The sequence below is a fragment of the Pseudomonas sp. 8Z genome (genome assembly GCF_902506535.1).
Lineage (GTDB): Bacteria > Pseudomonadota > Gammaproteobacteria > Pseudomonadales > Pseudomonadaceae > Aquipseudomonas.
Genome location: NZ_LR733824.1, coordinates 155,290 through 173,840, shown reverse-complemented (window position 1 = coordinate 173,840; position 18,551 = coordinate 155,290). Strand labels below are relative to the sequence as shown.

Here is an 18,551-nt window from a genome sequence, read left to right as displayed (position 1 = left end):
CGGGTTACACCCGCCCTATACACCGCCTGGAGGCCCTGCAATGAGCGACATCATCCGCCGCGACCCACGCGCCGAGTGGATCGCCCGCAACCGCCTGCACCCGTTGCATGCGTCGATGCAAAAGGCCGAAACCAGTTGGATGGGGCCCAACGGCATCATGCGCAAGAACCCGCATGCCATCGCCGCGGGCTTCATCGGCCCGGCCGGACTCAAGCGTATCGACCGCAGCGGCGCCCAGCAGGGCACCAGCGGCAAACGCAGCAGCGCCAGTGTCGAGGTGCAACTGCCGCTGCACGTCGTCGAGCAACCGGCCTTCCACATCTGCGTGGTGCCGGATATGGTCGGCGGTCGTCTGTCCAGCCACGACAAGGATCTGCTCGGCCTGGCGCGCAAGCTGGCCGGCGATAGCGGTGCTGTAGTCGCCGTAATCTTCGGCGAAGACAAGGAAAGTACCTTCGATACAGCCGGCATCGACCGTCTGCTGCGCATCACTGGCAACGCCTTCGACGGCTACGCCCCGGAAGCCCGTGTACTGGCACTAAGCGCTGTGGAAAGCCAATTAGCGCCACGCCACTGGCTGCTGCCCGACAGCCGCACTGGTGGTGGCGAACTGGGTCGACGCCTGGCCGCCAAGCTCGGTGAACGCCCGGCAACGCGTGTCTGGCAAGTAGCAGGGGAGCATGCCATCGGTCGCGCCGGCAGTGGCCAGCAGGACATCCAGCGCGCCCTGCCACGCCTGATCCTGGCCGCGGCCGAATGCGCCGACCCGGTCAGCGAAACTCGCCACGAAGCACGCACAATCGAGCTGGCCGAAAACGTCGCCCACAGCCTGCCACGCATTGAAGACCTCGGCCCGGTGGCCGTGGACCCGGCGCAGATCCCCATGGCCGAAGCCGAGTTCATCCTCTCCGGCGGCAACGGCGTGAAGAACTGGGAGCTGTTCCACCAGGCCGCTGTTGCCCTCGGCGCCACCGAAGGCGCCTCGCGCGTGGCGGTGGACGACGGCTTCATGCCGCGCAACCGTCAGGTCGGCGCCACCGGTACCTGGGTCACCGCCCGCGTCTACCTGGCCGTCGGTATTTCCGGCGCCATCCAGCACCTGCAGGGCATCGGCGCCTGCGACAAGGTGGTGGCGGTGAACATGGATCCTGGCTGCGACATGATCAAACGCGCTGATCTCTCGGTGATCGGCGATTCGGCGGCAATCCTTGCCGCACTGATCGAACGCGTCGCTGCCTGGCGTCAGGAAGGAAAGCGTGATGCGGCCTAATCCTCACCAATACGCCCTCGTGGGAGGGGCTTCAGCCGCGACAGATTGCGCGTATGGCCATATCGCGGCTAAAGCCGCTCCCACGGTTCGAGGTTGCCCAAATGACTGACCTGAATATCGTCGCCCTGGTCTCGGTCGGCGCCCACCCCACCTCCGGCCGCCCACGCCGCGCCGAACAAGACGCTCGCGCCGTCGAACTCGGCCTGCGCCTGAGCGGGGCCAATCTGCAACTGCTGCATGCGGGCGACCCACAGGCCGAAGCCCTGCGCGGTTACCTGGGCATGGGCCTGGAACAGCTTGACGTACTGGAACAACCGGAAGGCGCCGACGCTCTGCCGCTGCTGGTCGATTATCTGCAAGGCAGCCGCACGCAACTGGTGCTCACCGGTAGCCAGGCGGAAACCGGCGAAGGTTCCGGCATGCTGCCCTTCCTGCTCGCCGAACGCCTGGGCTGGCCGATGGTGGTCGGCCTGGCCGAGGTGGAAAAGGTGGAAAACGGAGTGGCTCAGGTGCTGCAGGCCTTGCCACGCGGTCAGCGGCGGCGCCTGAAGGTACGCTTGCCGTGCGTGGCCAGCGTCGACAACGCCGCCCCGGTCGCCCGCCAGAGCGCTTTCGGCCCGGCCCGTCGCGGGCAGATCGAAGCGCACGAAGTCACCGTGGTGGATGACACCTTGCTGGCCGAGGCCAGCCTGCAGCCCGCCAAGCCACGCCCCAAGCGCCTCAAAGTGATCAAGGCCAAGACTGGTGCGGAACGGATGAAGGCGGCGACGGCCAAAGCCAGCGGTGGTGGCGGCCAGGTGCTCAAGGATGTCTCGCCACAAGACGGCGCGGAAGCTATCTTCAAGCTGCTGATCGAAGAAGGCGTCCTACGCTAACAGGGTGGCGCTCGAAGCCAAGGCTTCGCGCCGACCGCCGTGCGAAGGAAACGCGTAATATCCGGATACCCTGTCGACTCGCCTGGGTTTCAAACGCTTGCCTCGTCATAAGGAGCCACGACCATGATGCATGCCGACCTGATCGACCAGGAAGACTTCCGCGAGCGCCTGGTGGCGCTGGGCCTTAGCATCCCTGCGGGCGCTTCGCCCGAGCAGGCCTGCGAACTGGCCGTCAGCGGCCTCAGCGCGGAGCGCGCCGTGGCTCTGCGCCGCCTGGTGGAAGAGCTGCTTGGCGGCAGCGCCACGTTGCTACCAAACGTACGCGAAGCCATCAGTCGGCATCTGCTGCCGGCGCTGGCGCCCAAGCCTGCTTGAACCCTGAAACCAAGCCTCCTAACGGAGGCTTTTTCTTGGCGCCACACTCGCACCTACTCCCATGAAAAAGGGTTCCCTGTCTGGTTGGCTGTAGGCCAGCCATTTGCCAAGTCCTCGCCAAGACTGCGCCCCTGTATTGAAAAATCCCGCTTTTCTGTATCTGTCACCTCACCAACCCGTTCCCGCACCATCGCTCTCGCAACGCCAGTTGCGCCTGGCGCGCCTGCATGCCAACCCCAAACATCACGAGCACCATCCTGTCCATGGATGAAAAGCGCGTTTGTAAAACCTTAAAACCCACTACCCACAGCCCCGCTACCGCGCTACTCAAAGCCAGCGGTACTGATACGAACGGCACGCTTCGCTCGGAAAAACTAACAAGGACGTATGAGTGATCAAGCAATTAATAAACGAAAATAACTACGTTCAGGTCGATCAGTTGTGCAGTGCCAAGGTGCACTTGAAGATCGAGGGCCTGAACCCGGCCGGCTCCATCAAGCTCAAGACCGCCCACGCGATCATCGCCGACCTTGAAAGCCGTGGGCTGATCACGCCCAGAACGAGGCTGATCGAATCCTCGTCGGGCAACCTCGGCGTGGCCCTGGCGATGGTCTGCGCAGCCAAGGGCTACCAGTTCGTCTGCGTCATCGACCCCAACACTTCGGCGCCCAACCGCAAGCTGATCCAGACCCTGGGCGCGCAGGTGATCGTGGTCGACCAGCGCGACGAAAACGGTGGTTTCCTCTATTCGCGTATCCGCCTGATCGAGCAGATGGTCGCGCAGAACCCTGACTACATCTGGCTCAACCAGTACCAGAACCCGAACAACCCGCTGGCCCACTACAACGCCACAGCGCGGGCCATCGCCGAAAAGTTCGGGCATGTCGACTACCTGTTCGTCGGCGCTGGCACCACCGGCACGCTGATGGGCTGCAAGCGCTACTTCGCCGACCACCACCCGCGCACCAAAGTGATCGCAGTGGACTCGGCCGGCTCAGTGACCTTCGGCCTGCCCGGCGGCACCCGCCATATCCCGGGCCTGGGCACCAGCCGCCGTCCGGAAATCTATGAGCCCAGCGATATCCATGCCTTTCTCACCGTGCCCGAGGTGCGCACAGTGCAGGTGTGCCGCTGGCTGGCGCAGCGCTACGGCCTGCTATTCGGTGGTTCCACCGGCACGGTGCTGGCCGGCGTGCAGCAGTGGGCAGCGCAGATCCGCCCGGACGATGTGGTGGTGGCGATCTCCCCGGACATGGGCGAGCGCTACCTGGAAACCCTCTTTTCAGACGACTGGATCAGCCAACGCTTGGGCCCGGACGCGCTGCAACCGTTGTTCCCCGAATTCCCTCTCTCCCTTACAGCGTAACCAGTCATGACCGCACAAGCTTCGATATCCCCGTTCCACGTGATCCCCGGCGCCACCGTCAAGGACATCCTTGCCAGCATGCGCCAGGAGGCCATCGAGGTGGTCGCGCAGACCTACCTCACCCACGAGCGCGGCGAAACCGTCAACCCGGACAGCTACTTCCTGCGTTTCCCCGAAGAGCCGGCCAACCGCATCATTGCCCTGCCGGCGGCGATCGTCGACAAACAGGGCGAACAGTCGGTATCAGGCATCAAGTGGATCGCCAGCTACCCGGACAACATCCACGCCGGCATCCCACGGGCCTCGGCGGTACTGATCCTCAACGACCCACAAACCGGCTACCCCTACGCGCTGCTCGAAGGCGCGCTGATCAGCGCCGTGCGCACCGCCGCCTCGGCCGTGCTGGGCGCCTGGCTGCTCAATGACCAACACAAACGCGCCGGCAGCCTGTCGATCATTGGCGGCGGCGTAATCGCCCGCAACATCCTCGATACCTTCATCGGCGACGACTGGTCGTTCGGCCAGGTCGGCGTGCATGACCTCAACCGCGAGTCGGCCGAGGCACTGGCCGGTTTCGGTGAGCAACTGGGCCTGCCGCAGGTGCAACTGTGGTCGCTGGAAGAAGCGCTCAAGGCCGATATCGTGGTGTTCGCCACCAGCGCCGGCACCCCGTACGTCAGCGGCGACGACACCTTCCGCCCAGGCCAGATCGTGCTGAACATCTCGCTGCGCGACATCGATGCCGGCATCATCGCCGCCAGCTACAACTACTTCGACGACGTCAGCCACTGCCTCAAGGCCAACACTTCGCCGCATCTGGCCGAGCAGCGCTTCGGCCACCGCGATTTCGTCACCGGCACCGTGGCGCAGATCCTGCGAGGCGAACTACAGGTGAAACGTGACAAGCCACTGATCTATTCGCCGTTCGGCATGGGCATCCTCGATCTGGCTCTGGGCCGGCGTATCCATGACGTCGCCCTCGAACAAGGCTCGGCAGTCGCCGTGCCGTCGTTCTTCGGAGAGGAGCGCAGATGGTGAGCAAACTCCTGCACATCGGCCTGGTGGGCTGCGGCTCGCGCGGGCTGTCGATCTTCGAGCGCCTGCTGAGCATCGCCGAAACCCGCCCGCAACAGCCGCTGGTGATCGATATCTTCGACCCCAATGTGTTCGGCACCGGTACCCACTGGCCCAACCAGCCTGACTACCTGCTGCTCAACACCGTGGCCGGGCAACTCGGGGTGTACCCCGACGCGGCGGCCTTCGGCACCCTGCACGATGCACGCGAACGCACCGGCCCGGACTTCCTGGACTGGTGCCGGGCCAAGGGGGTCAAGGTCGACCCGAAAACCGGCTTAGTGGCCGAAGAGGGGCGCGCGGTGGAGCCGGAGGACTTCCTCCCGCGCCGGCTGCTCGGCAGCTACCTGGCCGACGCCTTCTCGCGCATCCTGAGCAGCGCACCCGCCTGGGTGGCCGTACGCCTGCACCCACACCCGGTGGTCGGCCTGCGCACCGATGCGCAGCAGGCCTACCAGCTCAAGCTGCCGTCGGGCGACAGCGTGACCGTGGACCGGCTGATCCTGACCGTCGGCCACACCGGGCGGGTGCGCGCTGACGAGGAAGGCCGGGTGGGCGATATCTACCCGCTGCCGGGCAGTCTCGACAGCATCGCCGCCGGCGAAGCCGTGCTGCTCGAAGGGCTGGGCCTGGGGGCGATGGATACCCTGGCGGCGCTGACCGCTGGCCGCGGTGGCGCCTACCACCGCATGGCCGATGCCAGCCATGTGTACTTCCCCTCCGGCAGGGAGCCGGTGATCTATATCCAGTCGCGTGACGGCCTGCCGTTCCGCGCGCGCCCCAATGGCCTGACCCGGGCGCCACGGCACAAGCCGATCTTCCTCACCAGCACCCATATCGATGCGCTGCGCCAGCAAGCGCCGAACGGTCAGCTGGACTTCGAGCGTGACGTGCTGCCGCGCATGCTGCTGGAAATGCGCGCGGCCGGCGTGGCGGTGCTACACGCCAAGACCGACCCAGCGCGCCACCGTGAAGTGCTGGAGCAACTGCGCACCGTCAGCCTACAAACGCCCACCGACACCCGCGAAAGCGAGGGCCTGCTGCGCCATTACGAGGCGCTGTCCGGCGCCATTGATCCGCAGGCGCTGATCCTGCACAGCCTGCCGGCGCAGGTGAGCGTGCACAACTACCATGCGTGGATCTACGACGCCATCGAGGCCGACCTGCACGAGGCCCGCATCGGCCGCGCCGAGTCGCCGGTCAAGGCGGCCATCGAGGTGTGGCGCGACCTACGTGACCGGCTGCGCGAGGCGGTCGACTTCGACGGCCTCACCGAGACTTCGCACCGGCAGTTCTACGGCCGCTGGCACAAGGCGATCAACCGCCTGGTGGCCGGGCCGCAGAAGGAGCGCCACGCCGACCTACTGGCCCTCTGCGACGCCGGGCTGCTGACCTTCCTGCAGCCGGGCGCCGTGCCAGCCGCCAAGCCTTACCAGCGCGTGGCCGGTTACGTGCAGGGCAGTGGCGTGCACGAAAGCGACTGCGCCCCGGTGCGCGACCTGGCGCGGCTTGGTCTGATCCGCCCGCGCACCGATTTGCCGGGCCTGGATGGCATCGATGTCGACGCTGCCTGCCACCCGCGCGCCAGCAGCGGCGAACCCGTGCGCAACCTCTGGGTTCTCGGGCCGCTGGCCGAAGGCTCGTGCTACTACAACCACTACGTCACCTCGGCAGGCGCGCCGTCGCGGCTGTTCATCGACGCCCACAAGGCCGCCTCGGCCATCCTCGACACAGGGACCGCCCCATGAAGCTCTACTACCAGACCCACTCGCCCTACGCCCGCAAGGTGCTGGTGATGGCCCATGAGCTCGGGCTCGCCGAGCGCCTGCAGGTGATCCACCACGAGACCAGCCCCACCACCCGCAACGAGACCATCTACCAGGCCAACCCGCTGGGCAAGGTGCCGGTGCTGATACTGCCCGAGGGCGAGGCGCTGTTCGACTCGATCGTGATCTGCGACTACCTCGACACCTTGCACCAAGGCGCAAAGCTGATCCCGGCCCAAGGCCCCGAGCGCTACCAGGCCCTGCGCCTGCAGGCGCTGGCCCAGGGCCTGTGCGATGTCGGCATCAAGCTGCGCTGGGAAGTCGAGCGCCGCCCGGCGCACCTGCGCTACCCGGCCTATGGCGAGGGCCAGAAGTACAAGCTTGAAGAGTCGTATCGCTACCTCGAACAGCAGGTCGACCTCGACGGCCCGCTGAACGTCGGCCACGTGGCACTGGGCACCGCCCTGGACTGGATCGTGTTCCGCGAGCTCTCGGACTTCTCCCAGCACCCGCGCCTGAACGCCTGGTACCAGCGTTTCTGCGACCGCCCCTCGATGCGCGCCACCGAGTACAGCGGTCAGACCCACGATTAAGGAACACAGCACATGGCTGCTCTCTTGTTGCAAATGTCGCCCATCGGCCTGGTGATCGCCCTGATCCTGCTGGTGCGTCGCCCCCCCGTTCAGGCAGCGCTGGTCGGCGTCGCGGTGGTCTTCCTGCTGTGGGGCATGGGCGCCGCGGCGCCGCTGTCGGCCGCCGCCAGCTCGGCGATCATCAAGGACACAATGATCCTGTTCCTCAGCACCGCCTGTGTGATCGTGCCGGGGCTGGCCTTCGTCATCCTGGTGGAGCGCGGCGGCGCGCCTCAGGCGATCGGAGCCTGGGTGCGCGAGCTGGGTTGGAAGCCACCGGCGCAGGTGATCTTCATCGTGCTGGGGTTGGCGCCGCTGCTGGAAGCGATGACCGGCTTCGGCGTCTCGCTGATCGCCACCGTGCCGCTGCTGATGGGGCTGTTTTCGCGTCAGGCCGGGATGAAGATCGCCCTGGCTGGCATGGTCATCATGCCGTGGGGCACCCTGGGCCTGGCCACGGTGATCGGCGGCTTGCTCACCCATCTGCCGGCCAACGAGCTGGGCAGCCATTCGGCGCTGATCAGCGCGCCGGTGTTCCTGGTGCTGGCGGGCATCGCCCTGTGGCTGACCGGCATTCGCAGCACCCTGCCGTGGCTGGGCTTGTGTGCGGTATCGGTGCTGTTCAGCGCGGTGCTGTACGGCATCAACCGCTTTGTCGGGCCTGAGGTATCGGGGGTGCTGGCGGGGCTGACCGTGGCCGCCGTGGGCCTGGTGATTTCGTACCTGCAGCGCAAGCGCCTGGTACGCTGGCCGGCGGCGGCCTGGCCGTACCTGGCGCTGCTGGGGGTGATCGTCGCCTCGCGCGCACTGTTCGTATTGTCGGGCTGGGATGGTGTGTGGGTGATCAAGGGCGAGCATGTGTCGTGGAAGCCGCTGGCCTCGCCGGGGCTGGCGCTGCTGATCGTCACCGTGCTGATGACCCTGCGCCAACGCGCCGACGGCAGCTTCCCGTGGGCCTCGCTGTTCAAGCGCGCCAAGTTTCCGGTGGCGACCATCTTCCTGTTCCTGCTGCTGTCGCAGGTGATGGTCAACGCGGGCTTTCTGGTCGAGGCGCAGCGCGCCCTGCAATCGCTGTCGGGGATTTCGCTGGCGCCGATCGTGGCGCTGCTGGCGGGTATCGCGGGCTACGTCACCGGCTCCAACGTGGGCGGCAACACCCTGGTGATGCCGTCGATCGCCGCCCTGGGCAGTGACTACGGGCCGTGGCTGGCGGCGATGGTCAACAGCGCCGCCGGGCATGGTGCGCTGGGCTCGCTGTCGATCCTGTCGCTGATCACCGGGCTGGCGGCCGCCAACCGCGATGAAGAGCACGGGCTGATCCGCTTCGCCTTCGGCCTGGTGGCGCTGAACATCGCCATCGTTGCTGCAACCGGGGTGGTTTTACTTTATGTTCTGGGAGGTAATTCCTGAGCTGACAAGAGGCACCATGGATCGGTTCGAAACACCTGATAAACGCTGGCGGATAGTCAATGACTGGATCATCCGCCAGATCGACAGCGGTGAATGGCCGGCGCGAACCAAGCTGCCGTCGATCCGCACCCTGGCCCGCCTGTTCGACACCAGCATCACCACCGTACAGCGGGCGCTGGCCGACCTCGAAGCCAACGCCTATGTGCTGACCGAGCCGCGGGTTGGCTACTTCGTGTCGGCGGCGGGGCGCGCCAACCCAGCCAGCCATTTCAACTTCTCCAGCGTCACGGTCAACGTCAACCACGCGGTGGTCGCCATGCTCTCCCAGGCGGCCAGCCGCACCACCCTGTCGCTGAGCTCAGCCGTGCTGCATGACGACCTCACCCCCCACGTGCTGCTCAACAAGTGCATGACCACACTGGCCAACAAGGCCGACCTGGCCATCGCCGGGCTGGTGACGCCACCTGGGCATGCGGCGCTGCGCCGGCGCATTGCCGGGCTGATGCTGACCCGGGGCGTGATCTGCGGCCCGGACGAAGTGCTGGTGACCTCCGGCGATACCGTCGCCCTGGAACTGGCCCTGGAGGCCGTGGCCCAGCGCGGCGCCACGGTGGCCATCGAAACCCCCACCTACTACGGAATCCTGCAGACCATCGAGCGCCTGGGAATGCGTGCGCTGCCCATGCGCACCCACGGGGAAACCGGGATCGACATGGACCACCTCGAAGAGGCGCTGAAGCTTAAAAAAGTAGATGTGATCTTCCTCAACCCGACCCTGCAGAACCCGCGCGGCTTCATCATGCCCGAGGCAGCCCGCGCCAGGCTCTCGCAACTGGCCGGCGAGGCCGATGTACCGACCATCGAGGACGACATCTTCTTCGACCTGGTGCCGGAAACCGAGCGGCCACGCGCGCTCAAGAGCTATGACAGCACCGGGCAGACCATCTACTGCTCATCGTTCTCCAAGACCGTCGCCCCGGGCTTCCGGGTGGGCTGGTGCGTGGCCGGTAAGTACCGCGACGCTATCCTCGCACAGATGTTTTCGCGCAACCTGGCGGTATCGAGCCTCGCACAAAGCACGCTGAACGAGTTCATCGGCCGTGGGTACATGGAAGAACACTGCGCTCGGTTACGCGAACAACTGGCCACCACGAGCGAAGTGATGCGAGCACTGGTGAATTCGTCATTCCCGCCAGGCACGCTTTACGTACCGCCATGTGGAGGGTTCATCCACTGGCTGGAATTACCAATGGGTACCGACATGGCCATGCTGCAACAATTGGCACATCAGCAGGGCTGCCATATTGCGAGCAGCGGCATCTTCTTCGCTGATGGTCAGCCCACTACGGGCCTAAGATTATGCCTGGGCAGGCCACTTTCTCCAGGGTTGGCCAAGGGTCTACGAGTATTGGGGGAGTGTGCTTTGCTGGCGCAGCCTGAACGACCGGTTTAGCCATCGACGCAAAGCGAACTGTACGCGTGGCCAGCTCAGGCAACGCAGCCCCTTGGCTTACTGAGAACTAGATACGCACACTGGCGAAGGTCGACTCACCCTGCGCACGATTGAGCGCCAGCACCGCACTGGAATTGACCTGCTGATCAGGAATCGGCAACAGCACCACCAGGTTGTTTCCCTGCTGACCGGCACGCTCATCGCGTGGCGGAATGCCGAAATACTCGCGGTAGCACTTGGAGAAGTGCGGAGTGGAAACGAAGCCGCAAACCGAGGCCACTTCGATGATCGACATGCTGGTTTGCTTGAGCAACTGGCGTGCACGGATCAGGCGCAGTTTGAGGTAATAGCGCGATGGCGAGCAGTGCAGATACTTCTGGAACAGGCGCTCAAGCTGGCGCCGCGAGATGTCGACGAAGCAGGCCAGCTCGTCGAGGTCGATCGGCTCTTCCAGATTGGCCTCCATCAGCGCGACGATTTCCTGCAGCTTGGGCTGGTTGCTACCGAGCATGTGCTTGAGCGGCACGCGCTGGTGATCCTGCTCGTTGCGGATACGCTCGTAGATGAACATTTCCGAGATACCGGCGGCCAACTCACGGCCATGCTGCTGGCCAATCATGTGCAGCATCATGTCCATCGGCGCCGTGCCGCCGGACGAGGTATTGCGATTACGGTCAATGGAGAACAGCCGCGTGGTGATGGCCGCCCGCGGGAAGGCTTCCTGCATCGAAGCCAAGCATTCCCAGTGCACGCTGCAGTCGTAGCCATCGAGCAGTCCGGCCTTGGCCAACGCCCAACTCCCCGTACACACCGCGCCAAGCTGACGCCCCTGACGCGCTTGCAGTTGCAACCAACTGACGTGCTCACGCTTGACGGCGTGCTGGATATCCACGCCGCCGCAGACGATCACCGCATCCAATGCCGGCGAGCTTTGCATCGCCGCATCCGGGGTAATTCGCAGACCATCGCTGGCAACCACAGGCTGGCCGTCATGTGTGAGGGTGTGCCAACGATAAAGCTCCTTGCCGGATAGCTGATTGGCCATGCGCAAGGGTTCTACCGCCGAGGCGAGCGAGATAAGCGTGAAGTTGTCCAACAACAGGAAGCCGACAGATTGAGGAACACGGTTCTGGGGCTGCGCCCCTTGGCTGAACTGCGACATTGGTGAAGCCCTCACGCTAAGCACGGTACCGACCCGACGGTGAACGGGTCGCGGTTTTGTTATGGCGCTGATTCGAGACCAGCTAGTCACAGATATTACGCAAAGCCCATGCCTAAATTGATCGAACATTCAACAAACGCACGGCACGCCCTAATTTGGCTCTCGGCGGCCCAGGATAGCCCTGTGCAAACGCCTAAAATCTGGAAGTTCTGTGCATTTCGGTAGCACCGCAGCATGCGGCCTCATCATGGCCAATCAGCGGCAGTAACGGTTGCGCGGTAACACCCTTTGCAACCGAACCATGACGGCAACATCTGAATGCACCAAAAACTGGCAAAAAAGCCTTTCTCGCCCCACCTCAGACCAAAATTCAAATGCTCATGTCAAGACCGCTGGCACAGCGCCGCCCCAAACCAACGGACCGCCACTTGCATCCCCATTGCCACCTGCCCCCTAAAACAACCGGAAGCTGAAGCAAGGTGACGCGTGCAAAATCCCAGAACCACAAAACCGAAAAGCACAGAAAAACAGCTAAAAATCACTAAACCGCAACAAAAAACCATTTCAGCCAACACCCACCGTAGCAGTAAGCCCTCCATGGACAAGCAACCTGCCGAGAATTGGTCAGCTATCCGCAAAGCGAGAACATGACCTTTTTCGAGACGCCACTGTCAATTTTTTTCAACACGGACGCAGCCCCCATGAGACGGTGCCTGCAGGCCGACGAACAGAGCGAGATCCACGCTGTGTGCGGCCTCCAGATTTGACCTGGGGGTAAAAAAGTCTGTTAAGGTTTTAAAGGCATGTACCAGTTACCCCATTCAGAATCTCGTGCAGCGAGGTACTTATCGCAACATTTCGACGGTCTGATAACGGGGGCATAAAAAGGCGCATGCAGCGAACAAGCGCTATGTCGTCGCCCAGCACGTCAGAGTCGTAAATCGACAATTGCGTAGACTCCAAGGCTATATCGTTGAGTCAGCCGATGACGTCGCTGCCGACTCTCATGGAGAAGCGGCAGACTGGGGCCCACAACCCCAGACCGAAGAACAGATAAGCGCTGGTTCACCCACATTCGGGCACCAGCCCAATAAGAAATTTCGGATGTACGCATGTTCCAGGACGGAACATGAACCCCCAAGGGACTGGGTTCGAAACACTGCCAGAGGTTTTGGAAAGCGGTTTGCAGCACGGCAAGGCAACGATCACTCACCGACACAAAGCAACGGCGCGACAGGCTGCAGCAGCGCCAGCCAGCGTGTTGGCGTATGTGCACGAATGCCGACATCTGCCAGCGCAGCGGAACGCTCGCCAACCTCGAATCTCAGCACACCCACACAGGTATCAGAGGCCTGCCGCTACTGCTTTGTGCACCGATGATTCGTGCCCAGCCGTAGCAGCGCCGACAGAATATCGTTCGAAGGGGAAACGTCCCATGCAGTCTGGAAAGATCGTGGTCGAGCACCTGTACAAGGTTTTCGGCTCTAACCCACAAGAAGCCATTGACCTGCTCAAGGAAGGCTGGAGCAAGGAGAAGATCCTTGCCGAGAAAGGCGCAGTGATTGGCGTCAGCGATGTATCGTTCAGTGTCGAAGAGGGTGAGATCTTCGTCCTTATGGGCCTATCCGGCTCCGGCAAATCAACGCTCATTCGCCTGATCAACCGCTTGGTCGAACCCAGCGCCGGCGATGTCTACATCGATGGTCAAAACGTGGCCAAGCTGCCGCAGTCGCAACTGATCGATCTGCGCCGCCGCGACATGAGCATGGTCTTCCAATCATTCGCCCTAATGCCCTCGCGCAGTGTGCTGGACAATGCCGCCTTCGGCCTGGAAGTCGCCGGTGTCGGTCGTAAGGAGCGCGAACAGCGCGCCATGGAAGTGCTCGAACAGGTCGGCCTGGCGCCTTTCGCCAGCAAATACCCCAACGAACTCTCCGGCGGTATGCAACAGCGTGTCGGTCTGGCTCGCGCGCTGACCGTCAACCCATCCATGATCATCATGGACGAAGCCTTCTCCGCACTCGACCCGCTCAAGCGTCGCGAGATGCAGGACGTTCTGTTGGAGCTGCAAAAGACCCACCGCCGCACCATCATCTTCGTCTCCCATGACATCGAAGAAGCCATGCGTATCGGTTCGCGCATCGGCATCATGGAAGGCGGTAAATTGATCCAGGTTGGCACCCCGCAGGAACTGGTCGAAAAACCGGCCAATGACTATGTACGCAACTTCTTCGACACCGTCGACACCAGCCGCTACCTCACCGCCGGCCAGCTCAAGGCCGACAGCGTGCCGACCTACGTGTACAACGGCAAAGCGCCGGATGCTGCGCGCATCTGCAAGGAACTGCAGGAGCTGGACAAGCACTACGCCTTCATCGTCGACGAGGACAATCACTTTCAGGGCTCCATCAGCCTGGAGAAGATCGCCCTAATGGTCGATGGTGACGAACCCAAACCACTTGAGGCCGATGCCCTCAAACAAGTTGTGCCAGTACCGGAGGACATGCCACTGGAAGATGTCATTAGCCGCCTGGTGGACAACGAGGGGCCAATCCCGGTGGTGGACGCCGAAGGTCATTATTGCGGCGCCATCAGCAAAGGCCGCCTACTGACCCGACTGCAGGGAGAATCCCATGAGTGACAAGAAACTCGACCTGGGTAGCTGGGTCAACGATGTCGTTCAGCACCTGCTGGACAACTACAGCGGCGCCTTCGACAGCATCGGTCAGGTAGTCAGCGGCTTCTCCGAAGCCATCGAGAACCTGTTAATGCTGCCGCCGGCCTGGCTGCTGATCGCCATTTTCGTCGGCCTTGGCTTGTGGCGCATTGGCGTGCGTTTCGCGATCTTCACCACGGTAGCGTTCGTCCTCATCGTCATGACGGGCTTCTGGGATCAGACCGTAGTGACCCTCGGTCTGACGTTCTCCGCCACCCTCATCAGCCTGCTGCTGGGCATTCCGCTGGGCATCTGGGCAGCGCGCAGCGAGCGTGTAGCGACCATCATCCGACCGATCCTCGACTTCATGCAGACCATGCCGGCATTCGTCTACCTGATCCCGGCGGCCATGCTGTTCGGCCTCGGTCGCGTGCCCGGCATCATCGCCACGGTGATCTTCGCCATGCCGCCCGCCGTACGCCTGACCAGCCTGGGTATTCGCCAGGTGAACAAGGAAATCGTTGAGGCCGGCCAGTCTTTCGGCTGCACCAGCTCGCAGTTGCTGTTCAAGGTACAGCTACCCAACGCCATGCCGTCGATCATGGCCGGGGTCAACCAGACCATCATGATGGCCCTGTCGATGGTGATTATCGCCTCAATGGTCGGCGCTGGCGGCCTAGGTAACGATGTACTGGCCAGTATCCAGCGACTGGATATCGGCCTGGGCTTCGAGAGCGGCATGGCCGTGGTACTGCTGGCCATCATCCTCGACCGCATTACCGAGAGCTTCGGCACTCCGCAAGCAGCCAAAAGCGGCATCGTTGCCTGGTTCAGCAGCAAGCTGCAGCGTCAGCCCACCTAATTCCGTTTCACTTCACAGGGAACCGCAGATGAAAACGATCAAGACCACTGCCGCCATCGGCCTGCTGTCCTGCGCACTGATGCAAGGCGCCATGGCTGCCGAACCGGCTAGCTGCAAACAGGTACGTTTCGCCGAAATCGGCTGGGCCGATATCGCCGCCACCACGGGCGTTGCGATGACGCTGACCGAGGCGCTGGGTTACCAGCCGCGCAAGATCATGGCCTCCGTGCCCATCGCCTTCACAGGCGTGAAAAGCGGCCAGGTCGATGTATTCCTCGGCTACTGGGCGCCGTCGATGGACTCGGTGATCGAGCCTTTCCTCAAAGACAATGGTGTCAAGGTTCTGCCCAAGGCCAACCTCGAAGGCGCCAAGTACACCCTGGCTGTCCCCACCTACGCGGCCGAAGCCGGGCTCAAGAGCTTTCAAGACATCGCCAAGTTCAAGGATCAGTTGGACGGCAAAATCTATGGTATCGAGCCAGGCAACGACGGCAACCTGCTAATCGACGGCATGATCAAGAACAACCAGTACGACCTGGGCGGCTTCCGCATGGTCGAGTCCAGCGAAGCTGGCATGCTGGTGCAGGTCTCGCGCGCCATCAAGAAGAAACAGCCGGTGGTATTCCTTGGTTGGGCGCCGCACCCGATGAACACTCAGTACGACATCACCTACCTCTCCGGTGGTGACGACGTGTTCGGCCCCGACTACGGCGCGGCCAAGGTCTACACCGTGGTACCGCCGGATTACGAAGCACGCTGCGGCAACGTCGGCAAATTGCTGAACAACCTGCAGTTCACCGTCGATCAGGAAAGCCAACTGATGGAAAAGGTGCTGGAAAAAGAGAACCCACAAGACGTCGCCAAGGCCTGGATCAAGGCTAACCCGGCTGTGCTGGATCAGTGGCTGAACGGCGTGACCACCTTCGATGGTCAGGACGGCGTCGCCGCAGTGAAGAAACACGTAGGCCTATAACAGGTCACAACCCGATTCGGGCTAGCGCCCCATGGAGCTAGCCCGAAAACCTCCCAATAAAAACAGTGGCCTATTGGCCATGACGGGGAGGCTTTGCCCGCGAACCGGCAACCTGCTACGCAACACGGTTTCGCAAGGCCCGCAATGAGAACGAGCCAGTCAACGATTTTGCAACTGCCACTCAACTGACGGAGCACAACAAACATGCGCGTACTTAAACACCTCTGCCTCGGCGCTGCAGCCTTGGCTATCGGCATGGGCAGCGCCCTGGCCGCCGACAAACCCGCCTTGAAAATCGGCTACGTGAATGGCTGGGACGACAGCGTCGCAGTCACCCACGTTGCGGCTGAAGTCCTGCAAAGCAAACTTGGCTACAGCGTCGAGCTGAAACCGGTCGAACCCGCCATCATGTGGCAGGGCGTGGCCCGTGGCGACCTCGACGTCACCCTCTCCGCCTGGCTGCCCGCCACCCACGGCGAGTACTACGAGAAGCTCAAGGACAAGGTCGAAGTTCTCGGCACCAACTACGCCGGTGCCAAAATCGGCCTGATCGTGCCCGACTACGTGCAAGCCAAGAGCATCGAGGATCTGGAGAAGTACGCCAAGGACTTCGACGGCAAGATCACCGGCATCGACGCCGGCGCCGGCGTGATGCGCCGCACCGAAGACGCCATCAAGGCGTACAACCTCTCTAGCATCAAGCTGATGCCCAGCTCCGGTCCGGCCATGGCCACCGCCCTGACCCGCGCCGAGAAAGGCCAGAAGCCGATCGTGGTCACCGGTTGGATTCCGCACTGGATGTTCGCCAAATGGAAACTGCGTTTCCTCGAAGATCCGAAGAAAGTCTTCGGCGATGACGAGCACGTCGACACCGTGGCCAACCCCGCATTGAAGGGCAAAGCCGCTGACGCAGCCGCCTTCCTCAGCAAGATCTCCTGGAGCGGCGAAGAAGTGGGGGCGGTCATGCTCGCCATCCGCGAGGGCGCCAAGCCGGACGAGGCTGCCAAGGCCTGGATCGCCAAGAACCCGGATCGCGTTGCCGAGTGGCTGAAATAAGGCTCCCCAGCCTCAAGACGAAGCGGGCTGCGGCCCGCTTCGTCATTTTCGCGGCCAGCACAACCGCTCTGCTTAATTGATCAGCCGATCAAAAAACGCCTAGACTGCGCCCTCCTGTTCCCCATGGAGAGCCCAATGCCCAAGGTCGGCATGCAGCCCATTCGCCGCTCACAGCTAATAGCCGCCACTCTGGAGGCTGTCGATCAGGTCGGCATGGCCGACGCCAGCATCGCCTATATCGCCCGTCTGGCGGGTGTATCCAACGGCATCATTAGCCACTACTTCAAGGACAAGAACGGCCTGCTCGAAGCCACCATGCGCCACCTGATGAAGGCACTGCGCGAGGCTGTGGCCGGGCGACGTGAGGCGCTGACCGATGACAGCCCACAGGCCCACTTGCGCGCGATGATCGACGGCAACTTCGACGACAGCCAGGTCAGCGGCCCGGCAATGAAGACCTGGCTGGCGTTCTGGGCCAGCAGCATGCACCAGCCAGCCCTGCGGCGCTTGCAACGGGTCAACGACCACCGCCTGTACTCCAACCTCTGCGGCCAGTTCCGCCGCGCCCTGCCGCAGGATCAGGCACGCCATGCCGCGCGCGGCCTGGCCTCGCTGATCGATGGACTATGGCTGCGCGGCGCACTCTCCGGAGAAACCTTCGACACCGCCCAGGCACGCCGCATCGCCTACGACTATCTCGACCTGCAATTGGCCAAGGCGGGTGCATAGGACGGCGGATTTCACCCGCCCTACCTGATACATGACAAGCAGTATCACGCTCAGTTCTTGGAAAGCGCTATCGCCTTCTCCAAAATAGCCTGCAACATCTCCGCCGATGATTGCTCCTGGGTGAAGATACTTTCGGACATTTTCTCGGCATCCTGCTCCGCCGATTGTTTGATTAGGGCGAGCGGCCCCCACTGGCCCAACTGCTCCTGATATAGGCTTTCGATGCTGTCCCTATAACCGCTCGGATAAGCCGTCTTCTCTACGGGGGGCAGGTTGTCGAAATAATCCAGGATGCCTTTGAATACTTCGCGGTTATCCCCACCATTTGTAATCTTGGTGAATAATTTTGAAAAGTATTCCTCGTCCTGCCTGCTAAGTTCTGCGTAAGCAGAATATCGCTCAGCATCGGTATAAGTTCCCGAATCATCGTAGACTACGGCACTCAGATCATTACGCGCCATTCCTGCAAAAGGATTGGATACCTTTCCAGGAGGTGATTGATGTCTAGCGATAGCATAATCTAATGACTTTTCCCCTAACTCTAATCGAGACGGGTCATCTGTCTTCGGGAGCAGATCATCCCGATTGTAATTTCCCTTTGATATAAACTGAGAGAAGTTATATATATCGGACTGCCCTTTATTATACAACCTATTCAGCTCGCCTTTGGACATTGAGACCTGTCGCTCGGCAGCATTGCTCTGGGCATAAAGTGCCTGCGCCGAACTGGATATGAAAACAGACCCAGCAGCACTCGAACTGGAGCTCTTCGCCTCAGACTTCGCAGCATTATCCAGTGCAGCACTCTCCTGCACGGAAGCTTTCACAGAGATGCTTGTTTGATAAGACTTGATCGAGATATTCATGGCCACTCTCCAAAAGTTGGAGATAG

17 protein-coding genes are annotated in these 18,551 nt (G+C 62.4%); 14 read left to right on the top strand and 3 right to left on the bottom strand.

Annotated features, from left to right (window positions below):
* The first annotated feature begins 40 nt into the window (after nt 1-40).
* The 9 genes from AERO9A_RS00785 (at nt 41) to AERO9A_RS00750 (ending at nt 10,221) form a co-directional block, all read left to right on the top strand.
* A complete protein-coding gene (locus AERO9A_RS00785; protein ID WP_159970018.1) occupies nt 41-1,270 on the top strand; it encodes an electron transfer flavoprotein subunit alpha/FixB family protein in 1,230 nt (409 codons plus the stop codon).
* Between the two features lie 101 nt (nt 1,271-1,371).
* Nucleotides 1,372-2,145, top strand: a complete 774-nt coding sequence (locus tag AERO9A_RS00780) for an electron transfer flavoprotein subunit beta (RefSeq protein ID WP_159970017.1) — start codon at nt 1,372-1,374, stop codon at nt 2,143-2,145.
* Between the two features lie 123 nt (nt 2,146-2,268).
* Nucleotides 2,269-2,520, top strand: coding sequence for a hypothetical protein (locus tag AERO9A_RS00775; RefSeq protein WP_159970016.1), 252 nt, complete (start codon nt 2,269-2,271; stop codon nt 2,518-2,520).
* Between the two features lie 391 nt (nt 2,521-2,911).
* Nucleotides 2,912-3,886, top strand: a complete 975-nt coding sequence (gene sbnA, locus AERO9A_RS22375; protein ID WP_256665815.1) for a 2,3-diaminopropionate biosynthesis protein SbnA — start codon at nt 2,912-2,914, stop codon at nt 3,884-3,886.
* A gap of 6 nt (nt 3,887-3,892) precedes the next feature.
* The gene (sbnB, locus tag AERO9A_RS22370) at nt 3,893-4,924 is read left to right on the top strand and encodes a 2,3-diaminopropionate biosynthesis protein SbnB (protein ID WP_256665814.1); all 1,032 of its coding nucleotides are present in this window, start codon (nt 3,893-3,895) and stop codon (nt 4,922-4,924) included.
* Nucleotides 4,918-6,708 (top strand): FAD/NAD(P)-binding protein, encoded by a 1,791-nt coding sequence (locus AERO9A_RS00765; protein WP_159970015.1) that lies wholly within the window; start codon nt 4,918-4,920, stop codon nt 6,706-6,708. Before sbnB ends, AERO9A_RS00765 begins: the two co-directional genes overlap by 7 nt.
* Complete coding sequence (locus AERO9A_RS00760) at nt 6,705-7,319, top strand: glutathione S-transferase family protein (RefSeq protein ID WP_159970014.1); 615 nt, start codon at nt 6,705-6,707, stop codon at nt 7,317-7,319. The genes AERO9A_RS00765 and AERO9A_RS00760 overlap by 4 nt, the downstream gene beginning before the upstream one ends.
* A 12-nt stretch (nt 7,320-7,331) precedes the next feature.
* Nucleotides 7,332-8,768, top strand: a complete 1,437-nt coding sequence (locus AERO9A_RS00755; RefSeq protein ID WP_159970013.1) for an L-lactate permease — start codon at nt 7,332-7,334, stop codon at nt 8,766-8,768.
* Between the two features lie 16 nt (nt 8,769-8,784).
* The gene (locus AERO9A_RS00750) at nt 8,785-10,221 is read left to right on the top strand and encodes a PLP-dependent aminotransferase family protein (protein ID WP_159970012.1); all 1,437 of its coding nucleotides are present in this window, start codon (nt 8,785-8,787) and stop codon (nt 10,219-10,221) included.
* 67 nt (nt 10,222-10,288) lie between these two features.
* Here the strand turns inward: AERO9A_RS00750 and AERO9A_RS00745 are convergent, their stop codons facing one another.
* Together AERO9A_RS00745 and AERO9A_RS22365 are read right to left on the bottom strand one after the other, a co-directional pair.
* Complete coding sequence (locus AERO9A_RS00745; protein WP_159970011.1) at nt 10,289-11,383, bottom strand: GlxA family transcriptional regulator; 1,095 nt, start codon at nt 11,381-11,383, stop codon at nt 10,289-10,291.
* 1,205 nt (nt 11,384-12,588) lie between these two features.
* The gene (locus AERO9A_RS22365; protein ID WP_256665813.1) at nt 12,589-12,720 is read right to left on the bottom strand and encodes a hypothetical protein; all 132 of its coding nucleotides are present in this window, start codon (nt 12,718-12,720) and stop codon (nt 12,589-12,591) included.
* 98 nt (nt 12,721-12,818) lie between these two features.
* On the opposite strand from AERO9A_RS22365, the gene AERO9A_RS00740 reads away from it, so the two are divergent.
* From AERO9A_RS00740 to betI, 5 genes are all read left to right on the top strand, one after another.
* Nucleotides 12,819-14,024 (top strand): glycine betaine/L-proline ABC transporter ATP-binding protein, encoded by a 1,206-nt coding sequence (locus tag AERO9A_RS00740; RefSeq protein ID WP_159970010.1) that lies wholly within the window; start codon nt 12,819-12,821, stop codon nt 14,022-14,024.
* The gene (locus AERO9A_RS00735) at nt 14,017-14,901 is read left to right on the top strand and encodes a proline/glycine betaine ABC transporter permease (RefSeq protein ID WP_159970009.1); all 885 of its coding nucleotides are present in this window, start codon (nt 14,017-14,019) and stop codon (nt 14,899-14,901) included. The genes AERO9A_RS00740 and AERO9A_RS00735 overlap by 8 nt, the downstream gene beginning before the upstream one ends.
* A gap of 28 nt (nt 14,902-14,929) precedes the next feature.
* Nucleotides 14,930-15,874, top strand: a complete 945-nt coding sequence (locus AERO9A_RS00730) for a choline ABC transporter substrate-binding protein (RefSeq protein WP_159970008.1) — start codon at nt 14,930-14,932, stop codon at nt 15,872-15,874.
* 204 nt (nt 15,875-16,078) lie between these two features.
* Complete coding sequence (locus AERO9A_RS00725; protein ID WP_159970007.1) at nt 16,079-16,930, top strand: glycine betaine ABC transporter substrate-binding protein; 852 nt, start codon at nt 16,079-16,081, stop codon at nt 16,928-16,930.
* 135 nt (nt 16,931-17,065) lie between these two features.
* Complete coding sequence (gene betI / locus AERO9A_RS00720; protein WP_159970006.1) at nt 17,066-17,659, top strand: transcriptional regulator BetI; 594 nt, start codon at nt 17,066-17,068, stop codon at nt 17,657-17,659.
* 50 nt (nt 17,660-17,709) lie between these two features.
* Here betI and AERO9A_RS00715 read toward each other — a convergent pair whose 3' ends face one another.
* Nucleotides 17,710-18,525, bottom strand: coding sequence for a hypothetical protein (locus tag AERO9A_RS00715; RefSeq protein WP_256665812.1), 816 nt, complete (start codon nt 18,523-18,525; stop codon nt 17,710-17,712).
* Between the last annotated feature and the right edge of the window lie 26 nt (nt 18,526-18,551).